18 protein-coding genes and 1 pseudogene are annotated in these 23,267 nt (G+C 50.7%); 7 read left to right on the top strand and 12 right to left on the bottom strand.

Annotated features, from left to right (window positions below; translation table 11 throughout):
- Positions 1-240 precede the first annotated feature (240 nt).
- Both ACZ3HH_RS17900 and ACZ3HH_RS17895 read right to left on the bottom strand, forming a co-directional pair.
- A complete protein-coding gene (locus ACZ3HH_RS17900) occupies positions 241-741 on the bottom strand; it encodes a hypothetical protein (protein WP_465806380.1) in 501 nt (166 codons plus the stop codon).
- Between the two features lie 2 nt (positions 742-743).
- Positions 744-1,655 carry an endonuclease/exonuclease/phosphatase family protein gene (locus ACZ3HH_RS17895; protein ID WP_465806378.1) on the bottom strand — a complete coding sequence of 304 codons (912 nt, stop codon included), beginning with the start codon at positions 1,653-1,655 and terminating at the stop codon, positions 744-746.
- Positions 1,656-2,117: 462 nt separating this feature from the next.
- On the opposite strand from ACZ3HH_RS17895, the gene ACZ3HH_RS17890 reads away from it, so the two are divergent.
- The 4 genes from ACZ3HH_RS17890 (at position 2,118) to ACZ3HH_RS17875 (ending at position 9,104) form a co-directional block, all read left to right on the top strand.
- A complete protein-coding gene (locus ACZ3HH_RS17890) occupies positions 2,118-4,667 on the top strand; it encodes an AAA family ATPase (protein ID WP_465806376.1) in 2,550 nt (849 codons plus the stop codon).
- Between the two features lie 321 nt (positions 4,668-4,988).
- Positions 4,989-6,524 (top strand): DUF4118 domain-containing protein, encoded by a 1,536-nt coding sequence (locus ACZ3HH_RS17885; protein ID WP_465806374.1) that lies wholly within the window; start codon positions 4,989-4,991, stop codon positions 6,522-6,524.
- Positions 6,521-7,213, top strand: a complete 693-nt coding sequence (kdpE, locus tag ACZ3HH_RS17880; protein ID WP_465806372.1) for a two-component system response regulator KdpE — start codon at positions 6,521-6,523, stop codon at positions 7,211-7,213. The genes ACZ3HH_RS17885 and kdpE overlap by 4 nt, the downstream gene beginning before the upstream one ends.
- 10 nt (positions 7,214-7,223) lie before the next feature.
- Entirely contained in the window at positions 7,224-9,104 is a 1,881-nt protein-coding gene (locus ACZ3HH_RS17875) for a potassium transporter Kup (RefSeq protein ID WP_465806370.1), read from the top strand.
- A gap of 343 nt (positions 9,105-9,447) precedes the next feature.
- On the opposite strand, the gene ACZ3HH_RS17870 is transcribed toward ACZ3HH_RS17875, so the two are convergent.
- The 3 genes from ACZ3HH_RS17870 to ACZ3HH_RS17860 all read right to left on the bottom strand — a co-directional run bounded on the left by ACZ3HH_RS17870 (position 9,448) and on the right by ACZ3HH_RS17860 (position 12,264).
- Positions 9,448-9,897: an antitoxin Xre/MbcA/ParS toxin-binding domain-containing protein gene (locus tag ACZ3HH_RS17870; protein WP_046031577.1), complete on the bottom strand. Its 450-nt coding sequence runs from the start codon at positions 9,895-9,897 to the stop codon at positions 9,448-9,450.
- A gap of 382 nt (positions 9,898-10,279) precedes the next feature.
- On the bottom strand, positions 10,280-11,680 hold the full coding sequence (locus tag ACZ3HH_RS17865) for a DEAD/DEAH box helicase (RefSeq protein ID WP_046031576.1): 1,401 nt from the start codon (positions 11,678-11,680) through the stop codon (positions 10,280-10,282).
- The gene (locus ACZ3HH_RS17860) at positions 11,677-12,264 is read right to left on the bottom strand and encodes a hypothetical protein (protein WP_465806367.1); all 588 of its coding nucleotides are present in this window, start codon (positions 12,262-12,264) and stop codon (positions 11,677-11,679) included. The genes ACZ3HH_RS17865 and ACZ3HH_RS17860 overlap by 4 nt, the downstream gene beginning before the upstream one ends.
- Before the next feature lie 101 nt (positions 12,265-12,365).
- Here ACZ3HH_RS17860 and ACZ3HH_RS17855 point away from each other — a divergent pair, with 101 nt between their 5' ends.
- The gene (locus ACZ3HH_RS17855) at positions 12,366-12,572 is read left to right on the top strand and encodes a helix-turn-helix domain-containing protein (protein WP_046031820.1); all 207 of its coding nucleotides are present in this window, start codon (positions 12,366-12,368) and stop codon (positions 12,570-12,572) included.
- Between the two features lie 130 nt (positions 12,573-12,702).
- Here the strand turns inward: ACZ3HH_RS17855 and ACZ3HH_RS17850 are convergent, their stop codons facing one another.
- From ACZ3HH_RS17850 to ACZ3HH_RS17830, 5 genes and pseudogenes are all read right to left on the bottom strand, one after another.
- Positions 12,703-13,113, bottom strand: coding sequence for a hypothetical protein (locus ACZ3HH_RS17850; RefSeq protein WP_052961898.1), 411 nt, complete (start codon positions 13,111-13,113; stop codon positions 12,703-12,705).
- 1 nt (position 13,114) lies between these two features.
- A complete protein-coding gene (locus tag ACZ3HH_RS17845) occupies positions 13,115-15,406 on the bottom strand; it encodes a hypothetical protein (RefSeq protein ID WP_080943050.1) in 2,292 nt (763 codons plus the stop codon).
- On the bottom strand, positions 15,399-17,051 hold the full coding sequence (locus ACZ3HH_RS17840; RefSeq protein ID WP_465806364.1) for a hypothetical protein: 1,653 nt from the start codon (positions 17,049-17,051) through the stop codon (positions 15,399-15,401). Before ACZ3HH_RS17840 ends, ACZ3HH_RS17845 begins: the two co-directional genes overlap by 8 nt.
- On the bottom strand, positions 17,048-18,136 hold the full coding sequence (locus ACZ3HH_RS17835) for a site-specific integrase (RefSeq protein ID WP_259674371.1): 1,089 nt from the start codon (positions 18,134-18,136) through the stop codon (positions 17,048-17,050). Before ACZ3HH_RS17835 ends, ACZ3HH_RS17840 begins: the two co-directional genes overlap by 4 nt.
- Before the next feature lie 309 nt (positions 18,137-18,445).
- Positions 18,446-18,574: pseudogene (locus tag ACZ3HH_RS17830) on the bottom strand (tRNA 2-thiocytidine(32) synthetase TtcA); the annotation flags it as partial.
- Between the two features lie 433 nt (positions 18,575-19,007).
- On the opposite strand from ACZ3HH_RS17830, the gene ACZ3HH_RS17825 reads away from it, so the two are divergent.
- Together ACZ3HH_RS17825 and ACZ3HH_RS17820 are read left to right on the top strand one after the other, a co-directional pair.
- On the top strand, positions 19,008-19,610 hold the full coding sequence (locus tag ACZ3HH_RS17825; RefSeq protein WP_123360297.1) for a Yip1 family protein: 603 nt from the start codon (positions 19,008-19,010) through the stop codon (positions 19,608-19,610).
- A 156-nt stretch (positions 19,611-19,766) separates the two neighbouring features.
- Complete coding sequence (locus ACZ3HH_RS17820; protein ID WP_008011643.1) at positions 19,767-20,261, top strand: SprT family zinc-dependent metalloprotease; 495 nt, start codon at positions 19,767-19,769, stop codon at positions 20,259-20,261.
- 136 nt (positions 20,262-20,397) lie between these two features.
- On the opposite strand, the gene ACZ3HH_RS17815 is transcribed toward ACZ3HH_RS17820, so the two are convergent.
- A complete protein-coding gene (locus tag ACZ3HH_RS17815) occupies positions 20,398-21,579 on the bottom strand; it encodes a CaiB/BaiF CoA transferase family protein (protein WP_465806361.1) in 1,182 nt (393 codons plus the stop codon).
- 143 nt (positions 21,580-21,722) lie between these two features.
- Positions 21,723-23,057 carry a dicarboxylate/amino acid:cation symporter gene (locus ACZ3HH_RS17810; protein ID WP_465806359.1) on the bottom strand — a complete coding sequence of 445 codons (1,335 nt, stop codon included), beginning with the start codon at positions 23,055-23,057 and terminating at the stop codon, positions 21,723-21,725.
- Positions 23,058-23,267: the final 210 nt, after the last annotated feature.

Below are 23,267 nucleotides of genomic sequence, written 5' to 3'. Positions count from 1 at the left end.
CAAAATGAGCAATGGCCTTCTGACTCTCGCCATGGCTCAGGTGAATTTGAAACAATGGCGTGTGGTTGAAACAGTGTATCAACGATAACGCAGGAAATGTCTGCCGACGCTAGTGATCAGCGCCAAGGCCCTCGTCACCCTGTTCCTAGCAGCCAGTGCACCGCTAAACAGGCCGTTATCGCTCAATTCGAGTATGTAGGGGAGGAGGTAATCCGATACGCTCCTCCCATAACCTAACAATTAGCTTTCCTCTAACGGTGGAGTATTTTCATCTTCAGATGAAAGTTTCTTCGCCTGTGCAGTCAGCTTGTTAATGATTTTTCCTGTGTCAGGGTGTGAAAACAGCTCTCGAAGGGCCTCTTCCAAACCCAGCTTGTCGTGGCATGTGATCGACTTTCCAGAAAATGAAAGCGATATGGGATAGCCCGTTTTAGAAAGCTCATAGAACGAAATGTCGTGCAGGGTTTCTTCACCGTCCAGTTTTATGCATAGGCAATTCTTTTTTATTTTTTTTCTTAATACATTGAGGGTGCCACCTATTATGCTGCTCAAAGGATCGTATGTCGAATCAGCATCCAGCGCCAAATCTTTAGTGCCACGAATCAGCGTTAACTTTCCCCCGCTGAAGCTTTCCAGTTGCGCTCCAAGTTCTGAGAAGACTCCATAAATCTCACTTATATTGGCTGCTGCGTCATTTGCAGCTTTGACACCCGACTCAAAAGCTTTAAAAAAATCACTCATGGCTAGATTACTCTCTCGACAGTTGCGTAGATTGGCATATGGTCGAACTTGCTCTTAGTGCTTCGAATTAGTTTGCGCAGCTCGAGCATATCCGGCACCATATGGCTTTGATGCGATAGTTTCCATGAGTCTCCTTTAAGTAACGAGGATGTAACAAAGATTTGATCGAAGGCCAGCCATTTTGCGAAGACACCCCCAGAGTAGTAGTAGGTTCCTTTAAGCCCCCTGGGGTCTTCAACTAATAAACTCCATGTAGGGTTGTAGAACATATTTTCTCTTTTGGTCACGAGTTCGCGATGCCTGCTTGTAAAGAGATGTTCCTGCATATGCTTGGCATAGGGCTCCGCGTTGTAATCACCCATCATTATAGATTTTATTAAATTTTCAGAGTCGTCCTTCGTTTTCAGAACCCAGTCCCGGAGAGTGCTTGCGAGGTGGTGTCGACGGTAGTCATCCGGTGCTACGTTGAGAAGGCTGGGCCAATGAGAGGCGAAAATACAAATCGGTTCGCCAGTTAATTTTTCAATGAGGGTTAATCTTTGGGCAACCTTGGCCGAGCCAATGTAATCATTGCTGGTTATATCGAAAACATTCAATAGCTCAAAGACTTCAGCTTTATATATATAGCACAGGTCGAAAATTGGCCCGCCAACATCGCTCTGATTGGCGAAAAATATCCAGCCGTCAAGAGCTAGTTCTTTGCTGATGCCCTCAAACTCATTAGAAGTAATTTCGCACAGAGCTATGAAGTCCGCCTTGATATCAGTTATCAAGGATCTGATGACGCTTGCTATAGTCTTCCTATGCCCTGTCATGTCGATGTCACGATCTTTGCCTGCGGGAACTAAAGCTGTATTCCACCATGCGAAAGTGAGCGAAATAGTAGTGATTTGCTCGGCAGTAGGATTGTTCATGCGCACCGTCTCAGACCATGGTTAACTTGGGCAGGGAAAATTTCATCATCCTATAGCTACAAGCCCGCTGTTGTTAGTTAGGTAAGAAATTTTAGCTCACATTTAGGCGCGGAAGCTAATTTCGCACGCGGCTTATCAGGATTTGATCAAACTAGTTTCATCGGTAGCGAGCCGTCACTCTGGCAAACGCCGCCTTGCGATCAGATGAAAGAGACCGGAATGGATGGCACTTTGGGCCGGTGAGGTCGCTTGGTAGCGTCCGCTTATGGCCGTTTTTTGCCTGTCGCGAAGGGCGGCAACCGACCCTTTGCAGTCATTCATATAGTCCCCTCGAAGCGGTTATCTGACGAGAATTCTCGCCTAAATGGGAGTCGGGTTTCATCAGACCACTACACAGTGAGTCATAGCGCTAATGGCAATGTGCTCATATAGTGGCTGAGTCATCAGGAAAGGGAGGTCAAAATGGCAGCGCATAGTGATGCAACAGGTTATCTTTTAGCTCACCGAGATTCGGTCAAAGAAGCGTGGTTTCACGCGGTGTGTGAAGCCGCAATCAACTCAGACGGAGGCAACCTATCTCCAGGTGAGCTTGAGCGCCTCTGGAGGCTGTTTTGCGGGCTGGAAACCTTTGCACCTGCGGCAGCTACTCCCCCGACGCTGAAGGCAAATGCACGCGACGCAATCCAACCGTTTCATCTGGAGAGTCTGTCGGACTTCTCCGGATTTAAGAAATTAGGCGGCATGCTAAGGTTGGATCTATCGAAGCGTATAACACTAGTGTTTGGTCGGAATGGCGCAGGGAAATCGAGCCTATGCCAGGCATTTAAAATCCTGGCAAATCCTGAGAAGCCGAAAGAGCCTCTGAATAATGTTCGTTCTTCTAGCAAGGTTCTTCCGTCCTTTAGCTATAAGCTACGGGGCGGCTCTGTACAAAATTGGACAGAGCTGGACGGTTTTGGTGGCCAGGCTCAGGCTCTGAAATATTTTGACTCCGCAGTTGCATACAAACACGTCAATAGCTCTATCTCACCAGAAGCTGTCGTGGAGTTGAGTGCGTTCCGATTAGAGTGCTTCGATTATGCACGTGAGTATTTGAAGCAGTTTCAGGCTTACGGTGGATCTAAAATTGCGGAGTACCGGCAGGATGCCGATAGGAAGATTGCCGAAATTAAGCTGGGCGCTCATGCAGTTATAGATACAAATTCTGGGGTTTTTAAGGATTGGAGTGCAACCAATTGCGAGCCTATGCTTTCTTGGATAGGGACGGTGAGCTTTGGTGTAGAAAAGCGCCTGCAAAAGGCAGAAAAGCAGGTACGGCTAGAGCAGCTTAAGGGTGCGACGAGCGCGGAGGGGCAACAAGCCCTCACTCTGAGGAAAAGCCTGCTAGGCCAAGTAAAACAATCATTGGCAAATTTCGTTCAGCAGTGCGGAGGTTTTTCATACTCTGCCTACAATCAGATTCTGCTTTCAATCCAGCAAAAGCAGGCTGCAAGCATTGAGCTTGCAGGTGCTGTATTTTCCAAAGACCTGGATGTGGCAGGCCAGCAGAAGCTTCTCTCCGCAGCTGCTGCATTGCGGCCATTTGTTCCTGCTGAAAACTGCCCGCTGTGCCGTCAGACACTAGAGAATGAAGCTAAGGCACTCTTCCTGGCCTTCCATAATCACTTGATTTCAACGGTTCAAACGGAGCTATACGCCCTAAATACTAAACAGCAGGCTGAGCACTCCAAGAAAAGAATGATCGAGGGCTTCGCAGAGATAAATTATTCACAATATTCGAATGTGTTGAATGCCGATTTCTTGCGTGCAGCCTCGGATCTGATCACCTCAGTCAAAGCCTCATTGCAGGCACCTCTAATTGATCAGGCTGCGCTCGATGCTTACTCTCGTTACGCCGAGCTGAATGCTTATATCGAAGCGGTTAATACAGAGTACAACAACGCTGACTCAGCTTTGACGTTAGCGTCGAATGGGTTGCAAGCGCTGAACGAGGAGATTTCAAAGCTCACAACAGAAATTGGTGTACTGAGCATCGATGAAACCGCATCTTCCGTGCGCCCTCAAATCGAGACGATTTGCCAAAACGCGATTTCCTTTGCTGGCGTCGCCACTGTGGTGGAGTCCTATAACTTCACATCACGCCTGTCCGCGCTGACCGCGCGAAAGAAGGATGCGCACACAGCGCTCGTTCTAGGTTCGTTTGTACCGTATTTGGATGGAGAGTATCGCCGTCTCTGTGGTGCCTCGCTGGAACAAATTGGTGTCCGCCTGGCCAACCAAGGAGCTGATGCGATAGTTCTTCCGAAAATCGGAGATGAGCTGGTGCATCGCGTGCTGAGTGAAGGCGAGCTTAAGGTTCACGCACTAGCCTTGTTCATGTGTGAGGCGAGCGTCGCACCGCACCAAGTCCTGATTCTGGATGATCCAGTCACCAGCTTTGACTACAACTATATCTCTAATTTTTGTGAGCGCCTGCGTGACTACGCGAAGGATAATGCACAGTCGCAACTGATCGTATTGACACACAATTGGGACTTCTTTGCGAACCTCCAGAATACGTTAAATGGTTCAGGCCTGAGTGGCGCCTTCTCCGTGCAAGTGCTGGAAGACTGTGCGACGGTATCTGAGTACGTAGAGAAATGGGAGGAGCTATGTGGGCAAATTGATAGCTACATTGGCCCACAAGTCGAGATCAGTCCTGATGAAAAATCCAAGCTTTCTGCTCTGCTAAGACGCTTGGTGGAGAGGTTAACGAACTCCTACGTATTCAATGAGCAACGTCACCAGTACAAAATCAGAACGTTGCAGGTTTCCAACTTTAAGGACTTCGTGAAGTTGGTGCCATTGCTTCCGGCAGAGGCGGACAGGCTTAAGGATTTATACGCTAATCTGAGCCCGCTTGAGCATGATGATGTGCGCAACTATTACTCCACCAAATCCATCTATCAATTTGGCACCTGGTACGATGAGATTAAATCAATAAAGAATGCAGTTGAGGGACGGCGCACCTAACGCGCTACGCCCTTGGCAGATGGCAGTGCGGCCTTGTCTATTGGGCAGTCGCCCGCATCAGAAAGCTCGCGGCCAAGAGGAATGAGTACCCAGAGCTAGCTTGCACGGCTTTGCGGGCGACCTGAACTTAGCGTGCTGGGCGCCTGGGCATAGAAGTGATCAGGTCATTGGTGGATGTCCGCTAATGGCTCGAAGAACGGGTTCACCGCTCACAATACCTGCCGAAATCTTTACGACATTTCTACGCCGGACTCACCAGAATAGTCAGCGTTTTTACACGGCTGTGGCTAGTCTGTTGCTTATCGTAAAAGGACGCTCAATATGACCAATAAAGTGTCGTTGTTGAGAAGTAAGTCGGAAAAATTCACCTCGCTACAGGGGTATTTACTGACCATCCTCGCCTGCAGCGCAATGACGCTTATAGCCACACCGCTGCTCTCTTATCTCGACTTGGCCAATATCGTGATGCTGTTCCTGCTGACCGTGCAACTGGTGGCGGCAAAGATAGGGCGCAATCAAGCCATTTTGGCCTCAGTTCTCAGCGTTTTACTCTTTGACTTCTTTTTCGTACCGCCACGTTTTTCTCTGGCAGTCAGCAACATCCAGTATCTGGTCACGTTTGGCGTCATGCTGGTGACCGCATTGACGACCGCGCAGCTTGCCGCCGGACTGAAACAAAGGGCACAACAATCTCACTTCCGCGAACAACAAACGCAGGCGCTGTATCAACTGGCCCGCCAACTGGCCGGAACCCTCACCGTTGAACAGGTAGTGGGCATTGGCCAGTCCTTCATCAAGACGCAATTCGATGCACAGTCAGTCATCTTGCTGCCCAATGAACAGGAAGTGCTGAGCAACTCGCCTAAGCCCGAATCTCCGCTGGTTGAAATGCGCCTTGCCCAGGTCGCGCTGGAGAGTGGACAACTGGTGCGTAACGACGAACTCAACAGCATGGGCTATGCGCCGCTGTATCTGCCCTTGCGAGCGTCGATGCGCACTCGGGGTGTACTTGCAGTCAAATTCGCAGAAGGCTCGCCAAAACTCTCAAGCAATGCCGTATCACTATTAGAGACCCTCGCGTCCCTGATCGCAGTCGCGGTCGAACGCCTGCATTACGTCGAAGTAGCGCAAACCACTGAAGTTAATATGCTGACAGAGCGCCTACGCGGCTCCATTCTCGCGGCGCTATCGCACGATCTTCGTACGCCGTTAACCGCAATGGTTGGCTTGGCTGACTCGTTATCGCTTATCCAGCCGGCGTTGCCTGCGATGGCCTTGGAAACGGCTCAGGCCTTGCACGAGCAGGCCGCGCGCCTGGCGGGTCTAGTCAGCAACCTTCTGGATATGGCCCGGCTGAATGCTGGTGAAGTCACCTTGCGGCGTGAGTGGCAGCTGCTTGAAGAGGTAATTGGTGCCAGCATCAAGTTGCTTGGCAGCGCATTGACTGAACATCCCATCAAAGTGACCCTCCCCAAGGGGTTGCCGCTGCTCAACTATGACGCCGTCCTGATCGAACGGGTCCTCTGCAACCTACTTGAAAATGCTGCGAAGTATTCGCCTGAAGGTAGTGCCATTGAATTGGTGGCCATACAGAATGACGACAACGTAGAGGTCCGTGTCGAAGACCATGGTCCAGGGTTTTCGAGCAAACGAAGCGACGATCTATTCAAGATATTCGTCCGAGGGGAAGGCGCATCTGACAAACCGGGGACAGGGCTTGGGTTGGCCATTTGCAAAGCCATTGTGGAAGCGCATAGCGGACGGATCAGCGCCGACAATCGACCAGGCGGTGGAGCCAGCGTCAGCTTTACCCTGCCCAAAGGGACACCACCGATTGTTGAGGAAGAGCAGCCATGATCTCGACCTCAGCCAAAGTTCTGGTTATTGAAGACGAGAAGCAAATCCGTCGTTTCGTTCGGCTGGCACTGGAAGCAGAAGGCTGCCAGGTGGCTGAAGCTGAAACGATGAGCCACGGCCTGATCGAAGCGGGAACGAGAAAGCCCGATCTGCTGATTCTCGACCTGGGTCTACCGGATGGAGACGGCATCGACCTGATACGGGACCTACGTAGCTGGTCCGATGTTCCGGTACTGATTCTGTCTGCCCGATCGCAGGAAAACGACAAGATCGATGCCTTGGATGCCGGGGCCGACGACTACCTGACCAAACCCTTCAGTGTTGGCGAGTTGCGTGCAAGGGTTCGCGCGCTGCTGCGGCGCCGTAGTCGGAGTGCCGAAGCGGCTTCCCCGATTATCGAGTTCGGCACCATCAGCGTGGATTTATCGCGCCGACTGGTGGTCCGTGATGGCGAGACCATTCACCTCACTCCAATTGAATATCGACTGCTTTCATGCCTGCTGGGAGAACCCGGCAAGGTGCTGACCCAACGCAGTTTGCTGCGGGAAATTTGGGGGCCGGCCTATGTCGAGAGTAGTCACTACCTACGCGTTTATGTCGGGCACTTGCGCCAGAAGCTCGAAGACGATCCGACTCAACCCAAATATTTTCTGACAGAAACAGGCGTGGGTTACCGCTTCCAGCCTTGAGGGGACTTGCATGCACGACGAACAAGGCAAAAAACGTCTGGCCACATTGACGCTGGCTGCACTAGGCATTGTCTATGGCGACATTGGTACCAGCCCGCTGTACTCTCTCAAGGAAGTATTCGGTAGCGCTCACCATCCGGTTGCCATTACCCCGGAAAATGTACTGGGAGTTTTGTCCCTGTTCTTTTGGTCGCTGATCATTGTGGTCACGCTGAAATATGTGGTCTTCATCATGCGGGCCAATAACAAGGGCGAAGGTGGCATCATCGCGCTAATGACCCTGGCCTTGCAGAAAGGTGTGGAGCGTTCCTGGCAGCAAAAACTGCTGGTTACTCTCGGGCTTTTCGGTGCGGCGCTGTTTTACGGGGACGGGGTCATTACCCCAGCAATTTCAGTGCTCTCGGCTGTCGAGGGATTGGAAATCATCACGCCCACGTTCAAGCCTTACATCATCCCCATTACCGTGGCCATTTTGATTGGCCTGTTCGCCTTTCAGCGCAAGGGCAGCGCCGGCGTAGGGGCCCTGTTTGGGCCGGTGATGCTGCTCTGGTTTGCCGTTCTGGCGGTATTGGGTGCTGCCGCCATTATTGGCAATCCGTCAGTACTCGCGGCCATCAACCCGCTGCATGCCATGCACTTTCTACTTGGGAACTCCATCCTTGGCTTTCTCGCCTTGGGTGCAGTGGTTCTATGCATTACCGGTGCCGAAGCTTTGTATGCCGACATGGGCCACTTCGGTGCCAAACCTATTCAATACGCCTGGATTGGGTATGTTCTGCCAGCACTACTGATCAATTACTTTGGCCAGGGCGCTCTGTTGCTTGCTGATCCGACGACAATACAGAACCCGTTTTATCTGCTAGCCCCGGAATGGGGACGCTATGCGCTGGTGATTCTGGCGACAGTGGCAACCATCATCGCTTCACAGGCTGTGATCTCCGGCGCCTTTTCCATCACCCAGCAGGCGATGCAACTCGGCTACACCCCCCGCCTGGAAATTCAGCACACCTCAGATCGGCAAATAGGCCAGATCTATTTGCCGGCCATAAATTGGCTGCTGCTCGCATCGATCATTGCTCTGGTTGTCGGGTTCGGCTCGTCCTCAAACCTGGCTGCCGCTTACGGCATTGCCGTTACCGGAACCATGCTTATCACCAATTTTCTGGCCATAGCTGTAGCGATTCGATTGTGGCATTGGAGTCCGTTGCGCGCCGTTCTGGGGGCATTACCCTTTATTTGCATTGATCTCGGATTTTTCCTGGCCAACTCAGTGAAAATTCCAGACGGTGGTTGGTTCCCACTGGTATTCGGCATGGCTATTTTCGTCTTGCTGACCACCTGGAAACGTGGCCGAGAACTGCTGAGTGAACGCTTGGCGGCCGAAGCGATGCAGTTGCAGCCCTTCATCGCCAATATTGTCGAAGGCGGCGTTCAGCGTGTACCTGGGACGGCTGTATTCCTGACCGCAGAGCCAGAGTCCGTGCCGCATGCCATGATTCACAGTCTGAAGCATTACAAAGCACTGCATGAGCAGATCATTATCCTGAGCGTGAAGGTACTTGATGTTCCTTATGTTCTTATTGACGACCGCCTAATGATTCGTCGCCTGGCGAGCAACTTCGCACAAGTGGTCGTGCAATATGGTTTTAAGGACGAACCAGATATTCCTGCAGCATTGGTCCTGGCAAGTGAGGCTGGGCTGGAGATCAACATGATGGATACGTCGTTCTTCCTCGGGCGAGAAACGCTGATTCCGAAGTTAGGTTCAAGCATGGCCTATTGGCGCGCCCTGATTTTTGTGGCGATGTTCCGCAATGCCAGTAGCGTTACTGCCTTCTTCAAAATCCCCTCTAATCGGGTGGTCGAATTGGGTACTCAGGTGGTGCTATAGCGCTATCCCTCACGACCTGTCTCTAATGAATAGAGTGGGGTGCCCGGGGTCATGGCGTAAGCGTCTGCCAAACCTACCTTCCTGATGCCTACGCTTATGTAGTACTGAAGCAGGTGCGTCGACCGACCGCTATTGGCCGACTTCTGCCTTTCACCACCGTCAGCTTTGGGTCGCACGCTACCCTTCGCGACAGGCACCGATCGGCCAAGTGCGGTCGTTCAGCGTCTAAAAAATTAGGGGCGATTCAGTATCTGTAGCTGTCGTTTCCTCCATTCCCGCTTTCTAAGATGGGATGCTCGACAGACCTTTAGACAAAAAAAGGTCGATTGCCTTTATCAGTGAGTCAAAATGTAAAACCTTCAACTGCTTGAATTAACATCTCTTCAACTTTCTGAGCACCTTGAATAGTGGAAAGCATCGCTATCGGCGTTGCGCCGGAAAAAACCTCTTTCGGCTCCGCCAACCAACGTCTTGCCTTCGAGTCATTACCGAAAATGACCTCAGCTAGCGCGACGACGTGTGCGACGCGAAACAAATGTGCGCTATCGTTCTCACTCAGTCGCTCACCACGCGATATATTCACATCAGGTATTACCGGCGAGATGAAGCTCGAACAATCGAGTAGGCTTGCCCTGCAGTATTCGAGAAGCGACTCGAGGCTGTAGGTCGGAAAACCGACCTTGATCATTTCGTGGATATCATGATCCGAAACGGCCGTAGGAATACGGATGATTACCTCCAGGCGGGCGCGGTAAGAATGGTGTGCCTTCGCACGCATAGCTTCTACAGACATGGCCAACACTCATACTCCGCATTTGTCGGAATGGCCTTCAATCCACATAGTTCCTATGGAGTGATGTTTAGAGCTGGGGCTCCAAATTATCATCAACAATCGCTATCGCATCCAAGAATCGACTCGCGCGAGCTGAACGCTTTTCGAGCAACTGACGCGCCTCCCGAGTGATTTCGATGGTCATCAACGGCTTGATGAATTTCTTTTTCTTACGTTTGTTTTTCTGTTTTCGCACAACAGGTTTCTCGCATTGGTGGCAAGCAGTGTTTTGCTGCTATCCAAACGAGCTTTTGGAAGCCGGCGTTTGCGCCCGCTAGGTCAGTTAACAGGGAAGCCGAAGCTGAGCTTTTCCAAGCTCAGCTACGTTGGTGCACCCATGCGCTCAATACACACTCAGAAGCTGAGTTCGGTAGTGCTGTGAAAAGTTGAGTTCATAGAATGCGGGCTCAGATGAGCCGAGAATCGAAATAGCGTGATCGCTCCCCATTCGGGAAAAGGCTCCGCCCATTGAGCCTCCTAAGATGGCGATTTCAATGCCACTAGGATCTGCTGGATGGCCGTCAATCTTGTCGTCGCACTCATACTCCGCAGCTCGCACGACACTCAATACGGCATGATCATCGGGCAGATCATCGGCCAAACGCTCCGAGTACTGCTGGAGCGCAGGTTCCGCGAGAACATACAGCCAAGCTTTTTCATCCGCATCACTTGAGCGCCTGAGGATTCTGCCCAACACCTGGCGATAGTGCAGTTCGGTACGTATACGACTTAGATGACAGCAAACCTGAAGCCTGGGTATGTCCGTCCCCTCGCTGATCATGCCAACCGCAATAATCCAGGTGCAGCCACCATGTCGAAAATCATTGATGACCTGCTGCGCGTTTGGCGTCTTATTGGTCACGACCTGACACACCTCCCCCTGAGCACGCATAAGGTCAGCTATGCGGTGAGCGTGCTCAATGTTTGTCGCAACCACCAGGCCCCCGGCTTCCGGATGGCGCTCACGGATTTCGTGAAGCTTTGTGCACCCTAACAACAGAATCTGCCGCAGGATATCGTCATGGAACAGCAGATCTTCATAAGACACGGGTGACTCAGAAAGTAGCCTGGCTATACTCGGATACGTCGTGACGGTGCCTTCTGTGGATAGCGTTTCAGTTAACCTCACCATGTTGTTATCCAATACGACGATGCGCGGCGACCGACATACGCCGTCAGCGATTGCCTCCTGCAGGCCATATCGGTAATCACAGATCAGCACCCCGTCTGGCTGAGAATATCGAGCAAGCGCTATTGCCTTCTGGTCAGACCTCCAGGGTGTCCCCGAGAGGGCAAGAGTGAAGGTGGCGCGATCTTGAATCCTTTGCACAATCTGCTGACCCCATGCATTGCTTAACAGCAAGTCATGGCCAGCGCAGTGATGGATTTCATCGAAAACTGCGAACACCCTATAGTCGTCGAACAGTTTCCAGAATGCTGCGTCTCGATATTCCATTCCTTGATACGTGCAAGCAGCACCGACGGCACCTATCAATCCATCCAGGCGCTTCCCTAGAACGGCTGAAAATGTTCTCTGAAATCCATCCATTGTTTGCCGTGACGGAGCAAAGCAGAGAATCAAATCTATCTTGTCTTGCTGCAGCAACTGCCTGGCCAACTCCGCTGCCATTTTCGTCTTGCCGGCACCGGGAGTTGCTTGGCAAAAAAAATGAGGTTGCTTGGTGTAGTGCTGCATAGCCAACTTAATGCAGTCGTGTTGCCATACCCTGAGAGTAGAGTTCATGCGGCAGAAATCGCCTTAAGCGTATTCTCGATTGCACGAACGTGACCAAGAAGCTTTGAGCTCCTATCACGGACTTCCAGATATACCCCTTCAAGACGCCCCTTCAGGTGAGGAATTTCCTCAAACAACTGCTTGTACCGCTCGGTCTCGCCCAAAGATGAAAGCAGATCAAGCTGGGTCTCCTTAAGCATCGCTTGAAGGCGGGCCTGATCGTCTTGCCCTTCCTTTGAGCTAGGCACAGGGCATGGTGTTTCTCTTCCCTCATCTGCTGGAGCTTCCAGAGGATCGACGGCCAGGGAGAAGTTCCCATCTACCAGTACGAGCTGCAGCCGTTGGGGCATCTCCAGCATACGAAACACCTGTCCGCGCTTCTGGCGCTGCACTGCCATCTCCGCCCAGCCAACGCGAATTAACCTTCGGATCTGTTCATAAACATAAACACGCACATCCGCGAGCCGAAAGCTTGAGGGAGGAAGGAGTGCCGCGTACGCGTCTCTCAACTGCCGGGTCGTGAACTCCCTAGAAAAATGGTCGCAAAGCAGAGAATGGAGCTGCCTGTCGAATTCGAATAAATCTTGTTTCATGCAGGCGCCTCAATGATCTTTAAACAAAATACGGATTATAGTCCGTGGCTGATTCGTCCGCAAACGCTCGATAGTCCTTCCTCATGTGTGTCGAGGCGGCTATGGGGAATCTGGCGAAAGAATTGGGGAAAAAGATCAGGCAAGCGAGGAAAGCGAAAGGTCTATCGCAAGACGTCTTCGCTCTGTTTTGCCAAGTAGACCGTAGCTATATGGGGCGAATTGAACGGGGCGAAGTCAACATTACGGTCGAAAAGCTGTACCAGATTGCCGAAAGCCTTGAATGTGGCCCAGCAGAACTATTACCGTAGAAAATTTATGAAAGACTCTGTGTTAGACAACACAACACTTATTTTTTGCATGCCAACTAAATCACCCGAGCTTTTTAAAACACTCCGCCATACTCTAAAAAAGATATGAGACAATTAAAATAAGTACATATTAGTTTTTTTGTACCTCCTCAGGTCTTCGCTTAACTAAAGCATACAGATCTAGATTGGGAATTGTACTTGCATTCAAAAGCATCCTTTCAATCATTCGAAGTTGTTCAGCATTATTTTTTTTCAGCACTTCAACCGCAGCCTTCAGGTTCTCTATCTGTTCGACCAACTTTACATCAGAAGCGGTAATTTTTGTGTAGAGCGAGGGGGATGCGCCTCGAAGTTGCGCTTTCTTGTTTTTATATGATGTAGCTATACCCACATAAGTGCAGAGAGTTTGTCTTGTCGTTTTCATCGCAAGTTCAAGCTCAACCTTTGTCACCAGCGCATCCCAAGTAAGCTTACCCGTCCATTTGGTCAGCATAATCTCTATCTTGCGTTGTGCCTGGGCAGATATTTTTGGTTCCACCACGTCATGCCTCCTTATTGCTCAGGCCGAAAGACGTCAAAAGAGAACGTAACTGAGGATTGGTATCAGTCGTAGCACTCGTAACTTTATCTTCAATCAGACCTTTTAAGCGCGCCTCAAGATCTGGGAGCGCACACGCAACTTTTTTTATGATCATCGTATTTAAATCGATCAGATTGAATTCAGAGTTTCTGTTCGAGTAACGAATTGTGGTACCTGCGGAACAATCTCTCATCAGATCAATCAGCATCGAAAGAACATGAACATTTCGAGAATGGATAACATACCATTTTTTCATTGCCGAAGAAGCTGACAAACGAATATCACCCGCTACCGACTCTAACCGCGCGTTTTGAAACCCTAAATCTTTTTCAAAAAGCTCGATAGCACTCTCATCACCTGCAATATAACAAGCCTCAGGACACAGAAAACACTGGGAGATGAAATCATTCAAATAATTGCAGGGGTCTACATGTAGATTTTGACTACAAAGTCCCGTCGAAGTGATCGAGGCTGGTAGATTCGTAACTGTTGCAAGCTGCTCCTTAGAATAAGTCCTAATTGAGCTCTTGTCGAACTTCGGCGGATTTACTATCGCGCTTACTCGGCTCGCTTTTACGTCATCACTCGTATGGATATAAGTATGAGTTTGCTCAGAGCTTTTCCTACCTGACCAAGCAGTAATAATTTCAACTGGAATATTACTTAAATCAGCGAGAGTATTTGTTAGGTGGCGCAACTGATTTGGTGTCAGCCGTATCTCTGAGGAATATCCATAGTCAACGAAAAGCGAATCTTCACCTCCATGGGGGCAAAGTCGAGTTAAAATGGAGTTTCCTAATGAGGCCAAAGGGACAACCGCGTAATTCGTTTTCTGAAGTGTCTTTCCACCTCCCCCTTGATTTTTTGAATCCCCATAAAACCAACCTCCCAAGAAGCAAAACATAGCGTTTTTAAGCTTAATGCTCGATTCACCGTTAGAGAAAGAAAGAGGAAACTCGGGTAAAATTTCTTTTCTATAAAAAGACACCCACCAATTTTGCACCTCTTCCACCGTCACGACATCTTTATCAACAAATAGCTCTGGGAGTTGTGTATACCCGAATAGATAGGGTAAAGCAGATAATTTAGTCTTCTTAGAACTCGATACAGACAACTGATCATCAGGTAGCAAAGAAAAAATTGGTTTATTTTCAAAAAAACGACCTCTGTGATTAGCATGAGTACTCGTTAGATCAGCCCCTTTTTTTAGTACCGGAACGCAATCGTCTACACCATAAAAGCCTAGTGCATAGCCCAGTGTAAAAAGATTTGGTTGCTGAGTCTGAGATAAGTTTTTCTTTAGTTCCGTTTCAATCTCGAACCCCCCAAGCAACCTTCTCCAATTCCCAGAAGGCTTTTCATAAAATCTGCAAAGTATTCTGGCGGGTTCACAAGCGTTGAAAAAATAGTTAACGGCTTTGTTAATTGACTCAGCAAGCGCAGAAAGTACGTGATTACGATTATTTTTGTATCCTTTGCTTCCAATCCAATTAAGATAATAAACGGGCTCCCCATCACCCTCTGAGTGAGACTGAAGTACTTGTTTAGGCAGAACTGGAATTTCAGCAGAGGTACGGTTAGGTGATGCAAGAGATAGAAGGGTAAAAGTTAAAACCATTGCATCATGGATTATTACGTCCTTACCAGGGAGAACAGTTCCTTTTTCATCTACATGTTCGAATACTGTCGAAAAAATATTACCTAAGGCTACAACTGCACTGATATCAGGAAGTTTTTCCAGTTTCTTATCGTAACTTGCATGCCCAGTCCTGTCTCGATCTTCAACACCCTGCAAATCAATCTTTCTCATCAATCCCTTATCAGCACAGAATTCAAAAAACGGGCGCAGACGGTCAACAGTCCTACTTCCTAAGCAAAGACTGCGAACTGAAGACTCCGATTGAACGTAAAGATCGCCATCCATGCGTGACAGCATCTTTCTGGCGGCAGATGTTCGAGCTTTTTTTTCACTGACAGACAAATTTGTATTGGTTGTTTCGACAACCCAAATTTTTATCAGATAACTATAAGGGTAAGGAAGAGCATCGCTAGACAGGTTACCGGAATATCTACCCTTTTTTCCATGTATGCCGCAGAGAAACCTATTATTGCGACCACTATTTGGATCGATGTGGTGCCAGATTAAATCATCGAAATCTGCCTTCTCTCCATCAGGGCCCTCAAATTGTATAAATTCCGATTCACGATACAAACAGATTAGTGATTCCAGTCTGTCTAAGTATTTATTAATCATCTATAGAGCGCTGCCTGGCAAGAGTCTCATCACACACGGCAATAGTCAATTTAACCCAAACAATCTGCCGCTCTAGTTTTTCGATGCTTCGAGTATGAAGAGGGTTGAGTAAGGCGTTACGATTTAGCGTAAGCTTATCCTCCGCCGCTTCTAAGACTGACCTGTGATCTGCCTCAAGTATTGGAAAGAAATTAGGACACCCATAACAGCCCAACGGTCGCCCCATAACTGTGGAACAGGTATGGCAAACACGCTCATTTCGCGCTCCCCCAACAGGGCTGAAATTGTAATCAACTATAACTTCATCTCTTTCCCGGCTCAAAGCTAAGGAGCCGCTAAACGCAGCCTTAAGAAATTCGTTGCCTATATATTTTGAGTCAATCTCCCGTCTAGACTTATAATCCAAGTCAATGTAGTGCCTTGCAGCTGGCACGGTTACACCGGTTATTTTGGCCAATTGTGCAGCAGAAAGTCCATCTTGAGCACCTCGAGTTAATACGGTATGGCGAACCCTATTAGAACTGGCTATACAATCCGCTACGCGATCAGAGCTGGGACGAACGCACCTGATGGCATTTGTGATGCACGATTCCGATACATGGTAGGCAGTAGAGCGGGGAGAAAAAAGACTTCTTAAGAAATCTAACGACTCAACTTCCAAAGAAAAAAGGCTTACATCTGGAAACATAGGAATATCGTTCATTAACTTCAGAAGCTCGGTATCATCAACGTCAATCTCCGATGATTTCATAAGCAACTTGACCCCCTTGAAAACTACTCCCTTAAACTCAATTAGCACTTTTGCTAACTCTTCAGAAATATACAATGGATATCTCTCGGGACGCTCCCGCGAAAAAAGCATTCCCGTAGACTTAGCGATGTACACTCTAAGTTGAAGCGTCTCTCCCCCCAAGCTGCCTATCTCGTCCACGCTCCGGATTGCCGCATCGTGAAAACTTGAACCTGAGGGAATCAAATCTGACCACTTCAAAAGCGCAATCTGGATTGGCCGACGTACAATGGACACCAACAACTTAGTCGTCACCATATTTTTGAGAACACCATAACGCATCGAAGACTGGTAAAAAGAAAGTTCTTGCTCAGCATTCCACTTAAATCGCTGAAGGTTTTCATTGATTTTCTTCGCCAACGAATCAAACTCTACATCGTTAAAAGCACCTGTGGACAAATCAAGTGGATTAACGCTAGTTTTATCCAAATGTTCTTTTGTGAATTTGTGGTAGCCATGAAATTTCTTATGCCCCATTTTTGATAGAGTACCAAAAAACTGATTAAGAGCCTTTTTCTTATGCGTACTCAACCCACTCCATAACGCCTTAACTTTATCTAACGAAGGTATACCACCCAAGACAAATGGCCTTATGTTGGTAACAACACCCGATGCAGTGCTTGCAGCCTTGGTTCTTACGTAATAGACAAACACATCCAAAATCAACTCTTTTTCAGTTTCTGTCATATCCGAAGCATGAACCCAACCAACGCTAACCCCCGCTCCTTTCCCCTTATTTGGAAGTATTACCCATTCATCATCTAAAGCATCAACAATCAAACCAGACTTGGCTGAAAACAATGAAGGCGCTTTATCAACTTTATTTGTCGATATCGATCCGTTTGAGTGGTTCATTTTTTTTGCGCCATACGTTGCTGATGCGCTATCGACAGTTCCCTTGCTACAAGCGCCAAGCGCTTATCATCGTATACGTCGACCATTGTGCTATTATGCGACCACCCCATCGCATATTTTCTAGTGTCCTCACGAAGAACTGGATCAATCCCAACACGATCCGCCTCTTTATCAAAAATCTCATTCCATTTATGGCGGAGCATATGGGGATGGACATGAAACCCCAAAGCCTTAGAAATGGTCTGAAAAATTGAATTTATCGACTTTAAGGAAAGTGGTTGGCCTGCAGTTCCTTTAGAATCATTTTCACTGATCAATAAAAAATCATGATATTGAGCCCGAGAAAATTTTGACCGAATCTGATCAATATAGAACTTAACATGAAACATCAAATCCTGACCAACCGTAGCCAGATGCGCCTTAGTCTTTTGGTTGGGTTTTTCTGTACGAGAGTCTGTCGGGTCGTTTCCCGAGCGGTATATAGATACCTGATCATAAGTTCCGTAGAAATGAAAGTCTGATACCTTTGACTTCGCTAGCGCGCCTCTCCTGATACCACCGCAAATTAACAAATTAACTATTAAGTAATTTCTAATTCTTGACCCTTTGAATGGATTATTAGGTGAAGATGGCACCATCATTTCCAACAATTTCGTGAAAACCTCATCAGGAATCACAGACTCGTCAGCCCCCTTTATTTCTTGTCCGTGATTTCGCCCAAGATCTTCTTCATCTAGTTTGATTTTTGAAATCAGCTTATCGAATCGATCATTCAGACTTTCTTCAATCCCGAATACACCATGAAACTGTTCAAACAGCCATATAAGAAAACATCTCAGCCTTCTGATGCGGCCTTGCAAAGTTTCATTTGACACCTTCGCCATCCCCTTCTGATTGGCGACAATAACATTACGGAGGTGTTTATCGCTTACTTGAAACTCTTTTATACTCAAACTTGAGTCAAACACATCCTTGATTAAGCAACACGCGTCATAAAACTGCATATACTCTTTCTGCGATATCAACTTCCCAGACGCAATTCGTGCCGGAAGATTTATATTTTTTTCAACAAAGAACTGAAGCACGAACAACAGTTCATTCGCGTATCTAAGTCTTGTATTTGGTGCTTTAGAAGACAGTGGCCCATTCAGATAACACGAAACATACGGATCGAACGGACAATCCGATTCATCGACTATGGACACGAAAGGTATCGAATTATATTGGTACTGTCTGACTTTCATTGACAAAATACCTCGTCCAATAACCAATCAGTGAAGATTAGTACGAAAGAGAGCTTTGTCAAGTTAGAGGGAGGGAGAACTGATATATGGCAGGCTTTAAAGGCAAGAACTAAGAAATTTTCTGTTTTACAAAATAATCTTTGCTTATAACTTGCCACCGGACAGGCAGACCATGACCTTGTCGCCGTCTTCAATCATGTTGAAATCGGCAACAGCCTCACCCGCCTGGCGGCGAAGGCGCTTTTGCAGTTTGTTCTGGTTGACCGTAAGAGTGCCCATGACGCGAAATCCGTGAGGTGTGACGAAAGGCCGGCATTTTACGCAAAAACCCTTTCGGGGCGAAGCCTGCGCTTTAGATGACTTGAGCATACCCCTGTGGCGAGGGAGCTTGCTCCCGCCCGGCTGCGCAGCAGTCGCAAAACCTGCCGCCGCCGGTTTGCCTGACACGACTGGGGTGGATGTCTTGGGGCCGCTTCGCGCCCCAGCGGGAGCAAGCTCCCTCGCCACAGAGGTCATTCGGTACAGACCCGGCGGCGATTAACAAGAGTGTTTACAGCGCGATTTGCTCTAAGCCCCTCGCACTATTACCGGTAACTCCTTTCTATACTGCGGCATAAGGTCGCACACGTATTCAGACCTGTACTTACCTGGCCACTTTGGCCCGTAAGCGCTCCGCTGGGGGGCGATGGCAACAACAAGAGGAGTGACTGGCATGATCCATCACGTAGTGGGGCTCTTCACCCACCCTGACCAGGAATGGAAAGAAATCCGTGGCGACCAGGAGGAAAGCATCAGCCACATGTACCTCACGCACACCCTGATTCTGGCGGCGATCCCCGCTGTATCAGCGTTTATCGGCACCACGCAGGTCGGCTGGGTCATCGGTAGCCGGGCGCCGGTGATGCTGACCACGGAAAGCGCACTTTGGATGACCGTCATGTCGTACCTGGCGATGCTCGGCGGTGTCGCAGTGATGGGGGCTTTCATCCACTGGATGGCCCGCACCTATGACGCCAACCCGAGCCTGGCACGCTGTGTCGCGTTCGCCACGTACACCGCGACTCCACTGTTCATCGGCGGCCTGGCGGCGCTGTACCCGCATATGTGGCTGGGAATGATCGTCGGCACCGCAGCCATCTGCTACACGGTGTACCTGCTGTATGTGGGCCTGCCAACGTTCATGAATATTCCGTCGGACGAGGGATTCCTGTTTTCAAGCTCCGTGCTAGCCGTAGGACTGGTGGTGCTGGTGGCGATCATGGCGTTCACGGTGATTGTCTGGGGACTGGGCGTGGGACCGGTCTATACGAATTAGCAACACACCCGCCAAAAACAAGATCTGCCAACACAGGCCGCCGCAAGGCGGCCTTCTACTCTCTAAGAGAGCAGGAGGTACGACCATTCGGCGCCTCGGCGATTCGCAAGTTCCGAGGGTTGCGGCATACTCGACGTCTCTGGAGATCCATCAAGCATGCCCGAGCAACTCAATACCCGCGTCGAAGACTGTTTCCAACAAGCCGAATCCTTTTTTAAACGACCTTTCAAACGCCCCGTGGTGAGCCTCAAGCTGCGCGGGCAAAAAGCCGGTGTCGCGCATTTGCACGAGAACCTGCTGCGCTTCAATCCGCAGCTCTACCGGGAAAACACCGAAGACTTCCTCAAGCAGACCGTGGCGCATGAAGTCGCGCACCTGATCGCCCATCAACTGTTCGGCGACCGCATCCAGCCTCATGGCGAAGAGTGGCAACTGATCATGCGCGGTGTTTACGAACTGCCGCCCAACCGCTGCCACACCTACGACGTCAAACGCCGCAGCGTGACCCGCTACATCTACAAATGCCCGTGCGCCGACAGCGATTTCCCGTTTTCGGCGCAGCGTCATGGTCTGGTGAGACAGGGGCGGCGGTATTTGTGCCGACGGTGCAGAAGCACATTGGTGTTTAGTGGGGAGATGCGGGTCGAATAAGTCAGATTTGTGGTGGTTCGGCCGGCCTCATCGCGGGCAAGCCCGCTCCCACAGTGATCGGATTCGTTCACAAATTTTGTAATCAAAGCTGATCCCTGTGGGAGCGGGCTTGCCCGCGATTGGGCCGGGACAGACGCTAGATAACCACCCTGGCACGGCGCAATTCCTCGATCCGCTCAACACTAAACCCCAACTCCCCCAAGACCTGGTCGGTATGCTCACCCAGCCTCGCCCCGATATGCCGCGGCTCAGGCAACCCCGCTGAAAACTTCAACGGGCAAGCCATCTGCGCCTGAGTCGAACCGTCCCCACGCGGCACCTCAGTCACCAATTCCCGCGCCTTCAACTGCGGATGCCGCACCGCTTCGTCCAGGCTCAACACCGGCTCGACACACGCATCGAGTTCGGCAAACAACGCGCACAAATCGGCAAAGTCATATTTTTCGAATTCAACTTTCAGCGCCTCCTTGAGCGCCTGTTGCCGGGCCGGTTCGGGTGACAGCCCCTGGGTCGCCAGTTCCGGCCGGCCCAGCGCCGTGCAGAGTTGCTGCATGAACGCCGGCTCCAGACTGCCCACCGACAACCAGCGTCCATCGCGTGAGCGGTAATAGTCGTAGAAGCTGCCGCCATTGAGCATCTGCTCTTCCCTGCCCGGCTCCACGCCACAGGCCAGGTACCCGGCACCGGCCATGGCATTCAGGCTGAAGGCGCAGTCGGTCATGCTTACATCCAGGTGCTGCCCTTGCCCGGTCTGCTGCCGTGCAATCACCGCCGCCAGCAGGCCGATCACCCCGTGCAGCGAGCCACCGGCGATATCCGCCACCTGCATGCCCAACGGCAACGGGCCGCTGTCGGCACGGCCGGTGTAGCTCGCCAACCCCGCCAGCGCCAGGTAGTTGATGTCGTGGCCGGCGCGATCCTTGTAGGGGCCGGTCTGGCCATAACCGGTGATCGACACATAAATCAGCTTCGGGTTGATCGCCTTCAAGGCTTCATACCCCAAACCCAACCGGTCCATCACGCCGGGGCGAAACTGCTCCAGCACGATGTCGTGGTCCTGCAGCAATTGCTTGATCACCTCCAGCGCCTCGGGCTGCTTGAGGTCCAGCGCCAGGCTGCGCTTGTTGCGATTGAGGTAGGCGTGGCTGGCCGACACGCCTTGATCATGCGGCGGCAATACTCGCAGCAGGTCCATGCGGGTCGGCGATTCGATGCGCAGCACCTCGGCGCCCATGTCTGCCAGCAGCAACGAGGCGAACGGCCCCGGCAGCAGTGTCGAGAAATCCAGAACCTTGAGTGATGCCAGAGGACCGAGCATAAGTGTTCTCCAATGCGATCCCCCAAGCCTAGGCAGCCTAGGACATTGCAGCAATCACCTTATGTGTCAGCGGTGGTGACCGTTGCGCTCAAATCGCAGGCATGAAAAAACCCGCCGAAGCGGGTTTTTCATTACAACAAGGCTTACTTGGCGTTCGTCGGGGTTGCCCCTTCGACGTGGCCCAGAACATCGTCTTTAGGTTCGTCGGCAATACCGCGACCGCCCGAGGCCAGCTCGGCTTGCAGCACGTCGGTATCCAGTTCCTTGACCCACTTGGCCACAACAAGGGTGGCAACCGCGTTACCGATCAGGTTGGTCAGCGCGCGGGCTTCGGACATGAAGCGGTCGATACCGAGGATCAGCGCCAGGCCAGCGACCGGCAGGTGGCCGACAGCGGACAAGGTGGCAGCCAGAACGATGAAGCCCGAACCGGTCACGCCGGCAGCGCCTTTGGAGGACAGCAGCAACACCACCAGCAGAGTGATCTGGTGAGTGAGGTCCATCTGGGTGTCAGTTGCCTGAGCAATGAACACAGCCGCCATGGTCAGGTAGATCGCCGTACCGTCGAGGTTGAACGAGTAACCGGTCGGGATCACCAGACCCACAACGGATTTCTGCGCGCCCAGACGCTCCATCTTGATCAGCATGCGTGGCAGTACCGATTCCGAAGAGGAAGTACCCAGCACGATCAGCAGCTCTTCACGGATGTAGCGGATCACTTTCAGCACGCTGAAGCCGTGAGCGCGAGCGATACCGCCCAGCACCACCAGAATGAACAGCAGGCACGTGATGTAGAAGCAGGCCATCAGCTGACCCAGTTGCACCAGCGAACCCACACCGTAGGCACCGATGGTGAAGGCCATGGCACCGAAGGCACCGAGTGGCGCGAGCTTCATGATCATGTTGATGATGTTGAACATCACGTGGGCGAAGCGATCGATGAAGTCCAGGATCGGCTTGCCGTAGGCACCCAGGCGATGCAGGGCGAAACCGAAGATCACCGAGAACATCAGCACTTGCAGGATATCGCCCGTGGCGAACGCGCCAATGATGGTGGTCGGGATGACATTCAACAGGAAGCCAACGACGCTTTGATCCGCACCGGCAGCAACGTAGGTAGCGATTTTGGAGGCATCCAGCGTGGTGACGTCGATGTGCATGCCGTTACCCGGCTGCACGATGTTGACCACGACCAGACCGACCAGCAAGGCGATGGTCGAAACGATTTCGAAGTACAGCAGCGCGTAACCGCCGGTCTTGCCGACCGACTTCATGTTCTGCATGCCCGCGATACCGCTGACGACGGTGCAGAAGATGATCGGAGCGATGATCATTTTGATCAGTTTGATGAACCCGTCACCCAGCGGCTTGAGGGCTACACCGGTCTGCGGGTAGAAGTGACCGAGCAGGATGCCGATAGCGATGGCAACGATCACCTGGAAGTACAGGGATTTATACAGTGGCTGACGAGTCGTCATTGCAAAGTTCCTCAAGAGTGCCTCAGTAACAACATCCATCTGTTGTCCCTGACACCTCATTTGCGAACCCTCCTGCACTGGAGGGATTTGTTTTGTCGAGCTGCGCGCTGGCAGACCTCTGCGGCTTGTATCGCAAGCCCCGTGCCACCTTCGGTAAAAACTCCTACACGCTTCAGGCATCAAGGGTTGCGAGTTCTTCCTTGTCACTGA

It is taken from the genome of Pseudomonas sp. PME37.24/025, from assembly GCF_055556615.1.
The sequence above is the reverse complement of the archived record's forward strand: the minus strand, read 5'-3'. Positions and strand labels throughout refer to the sequence as shown.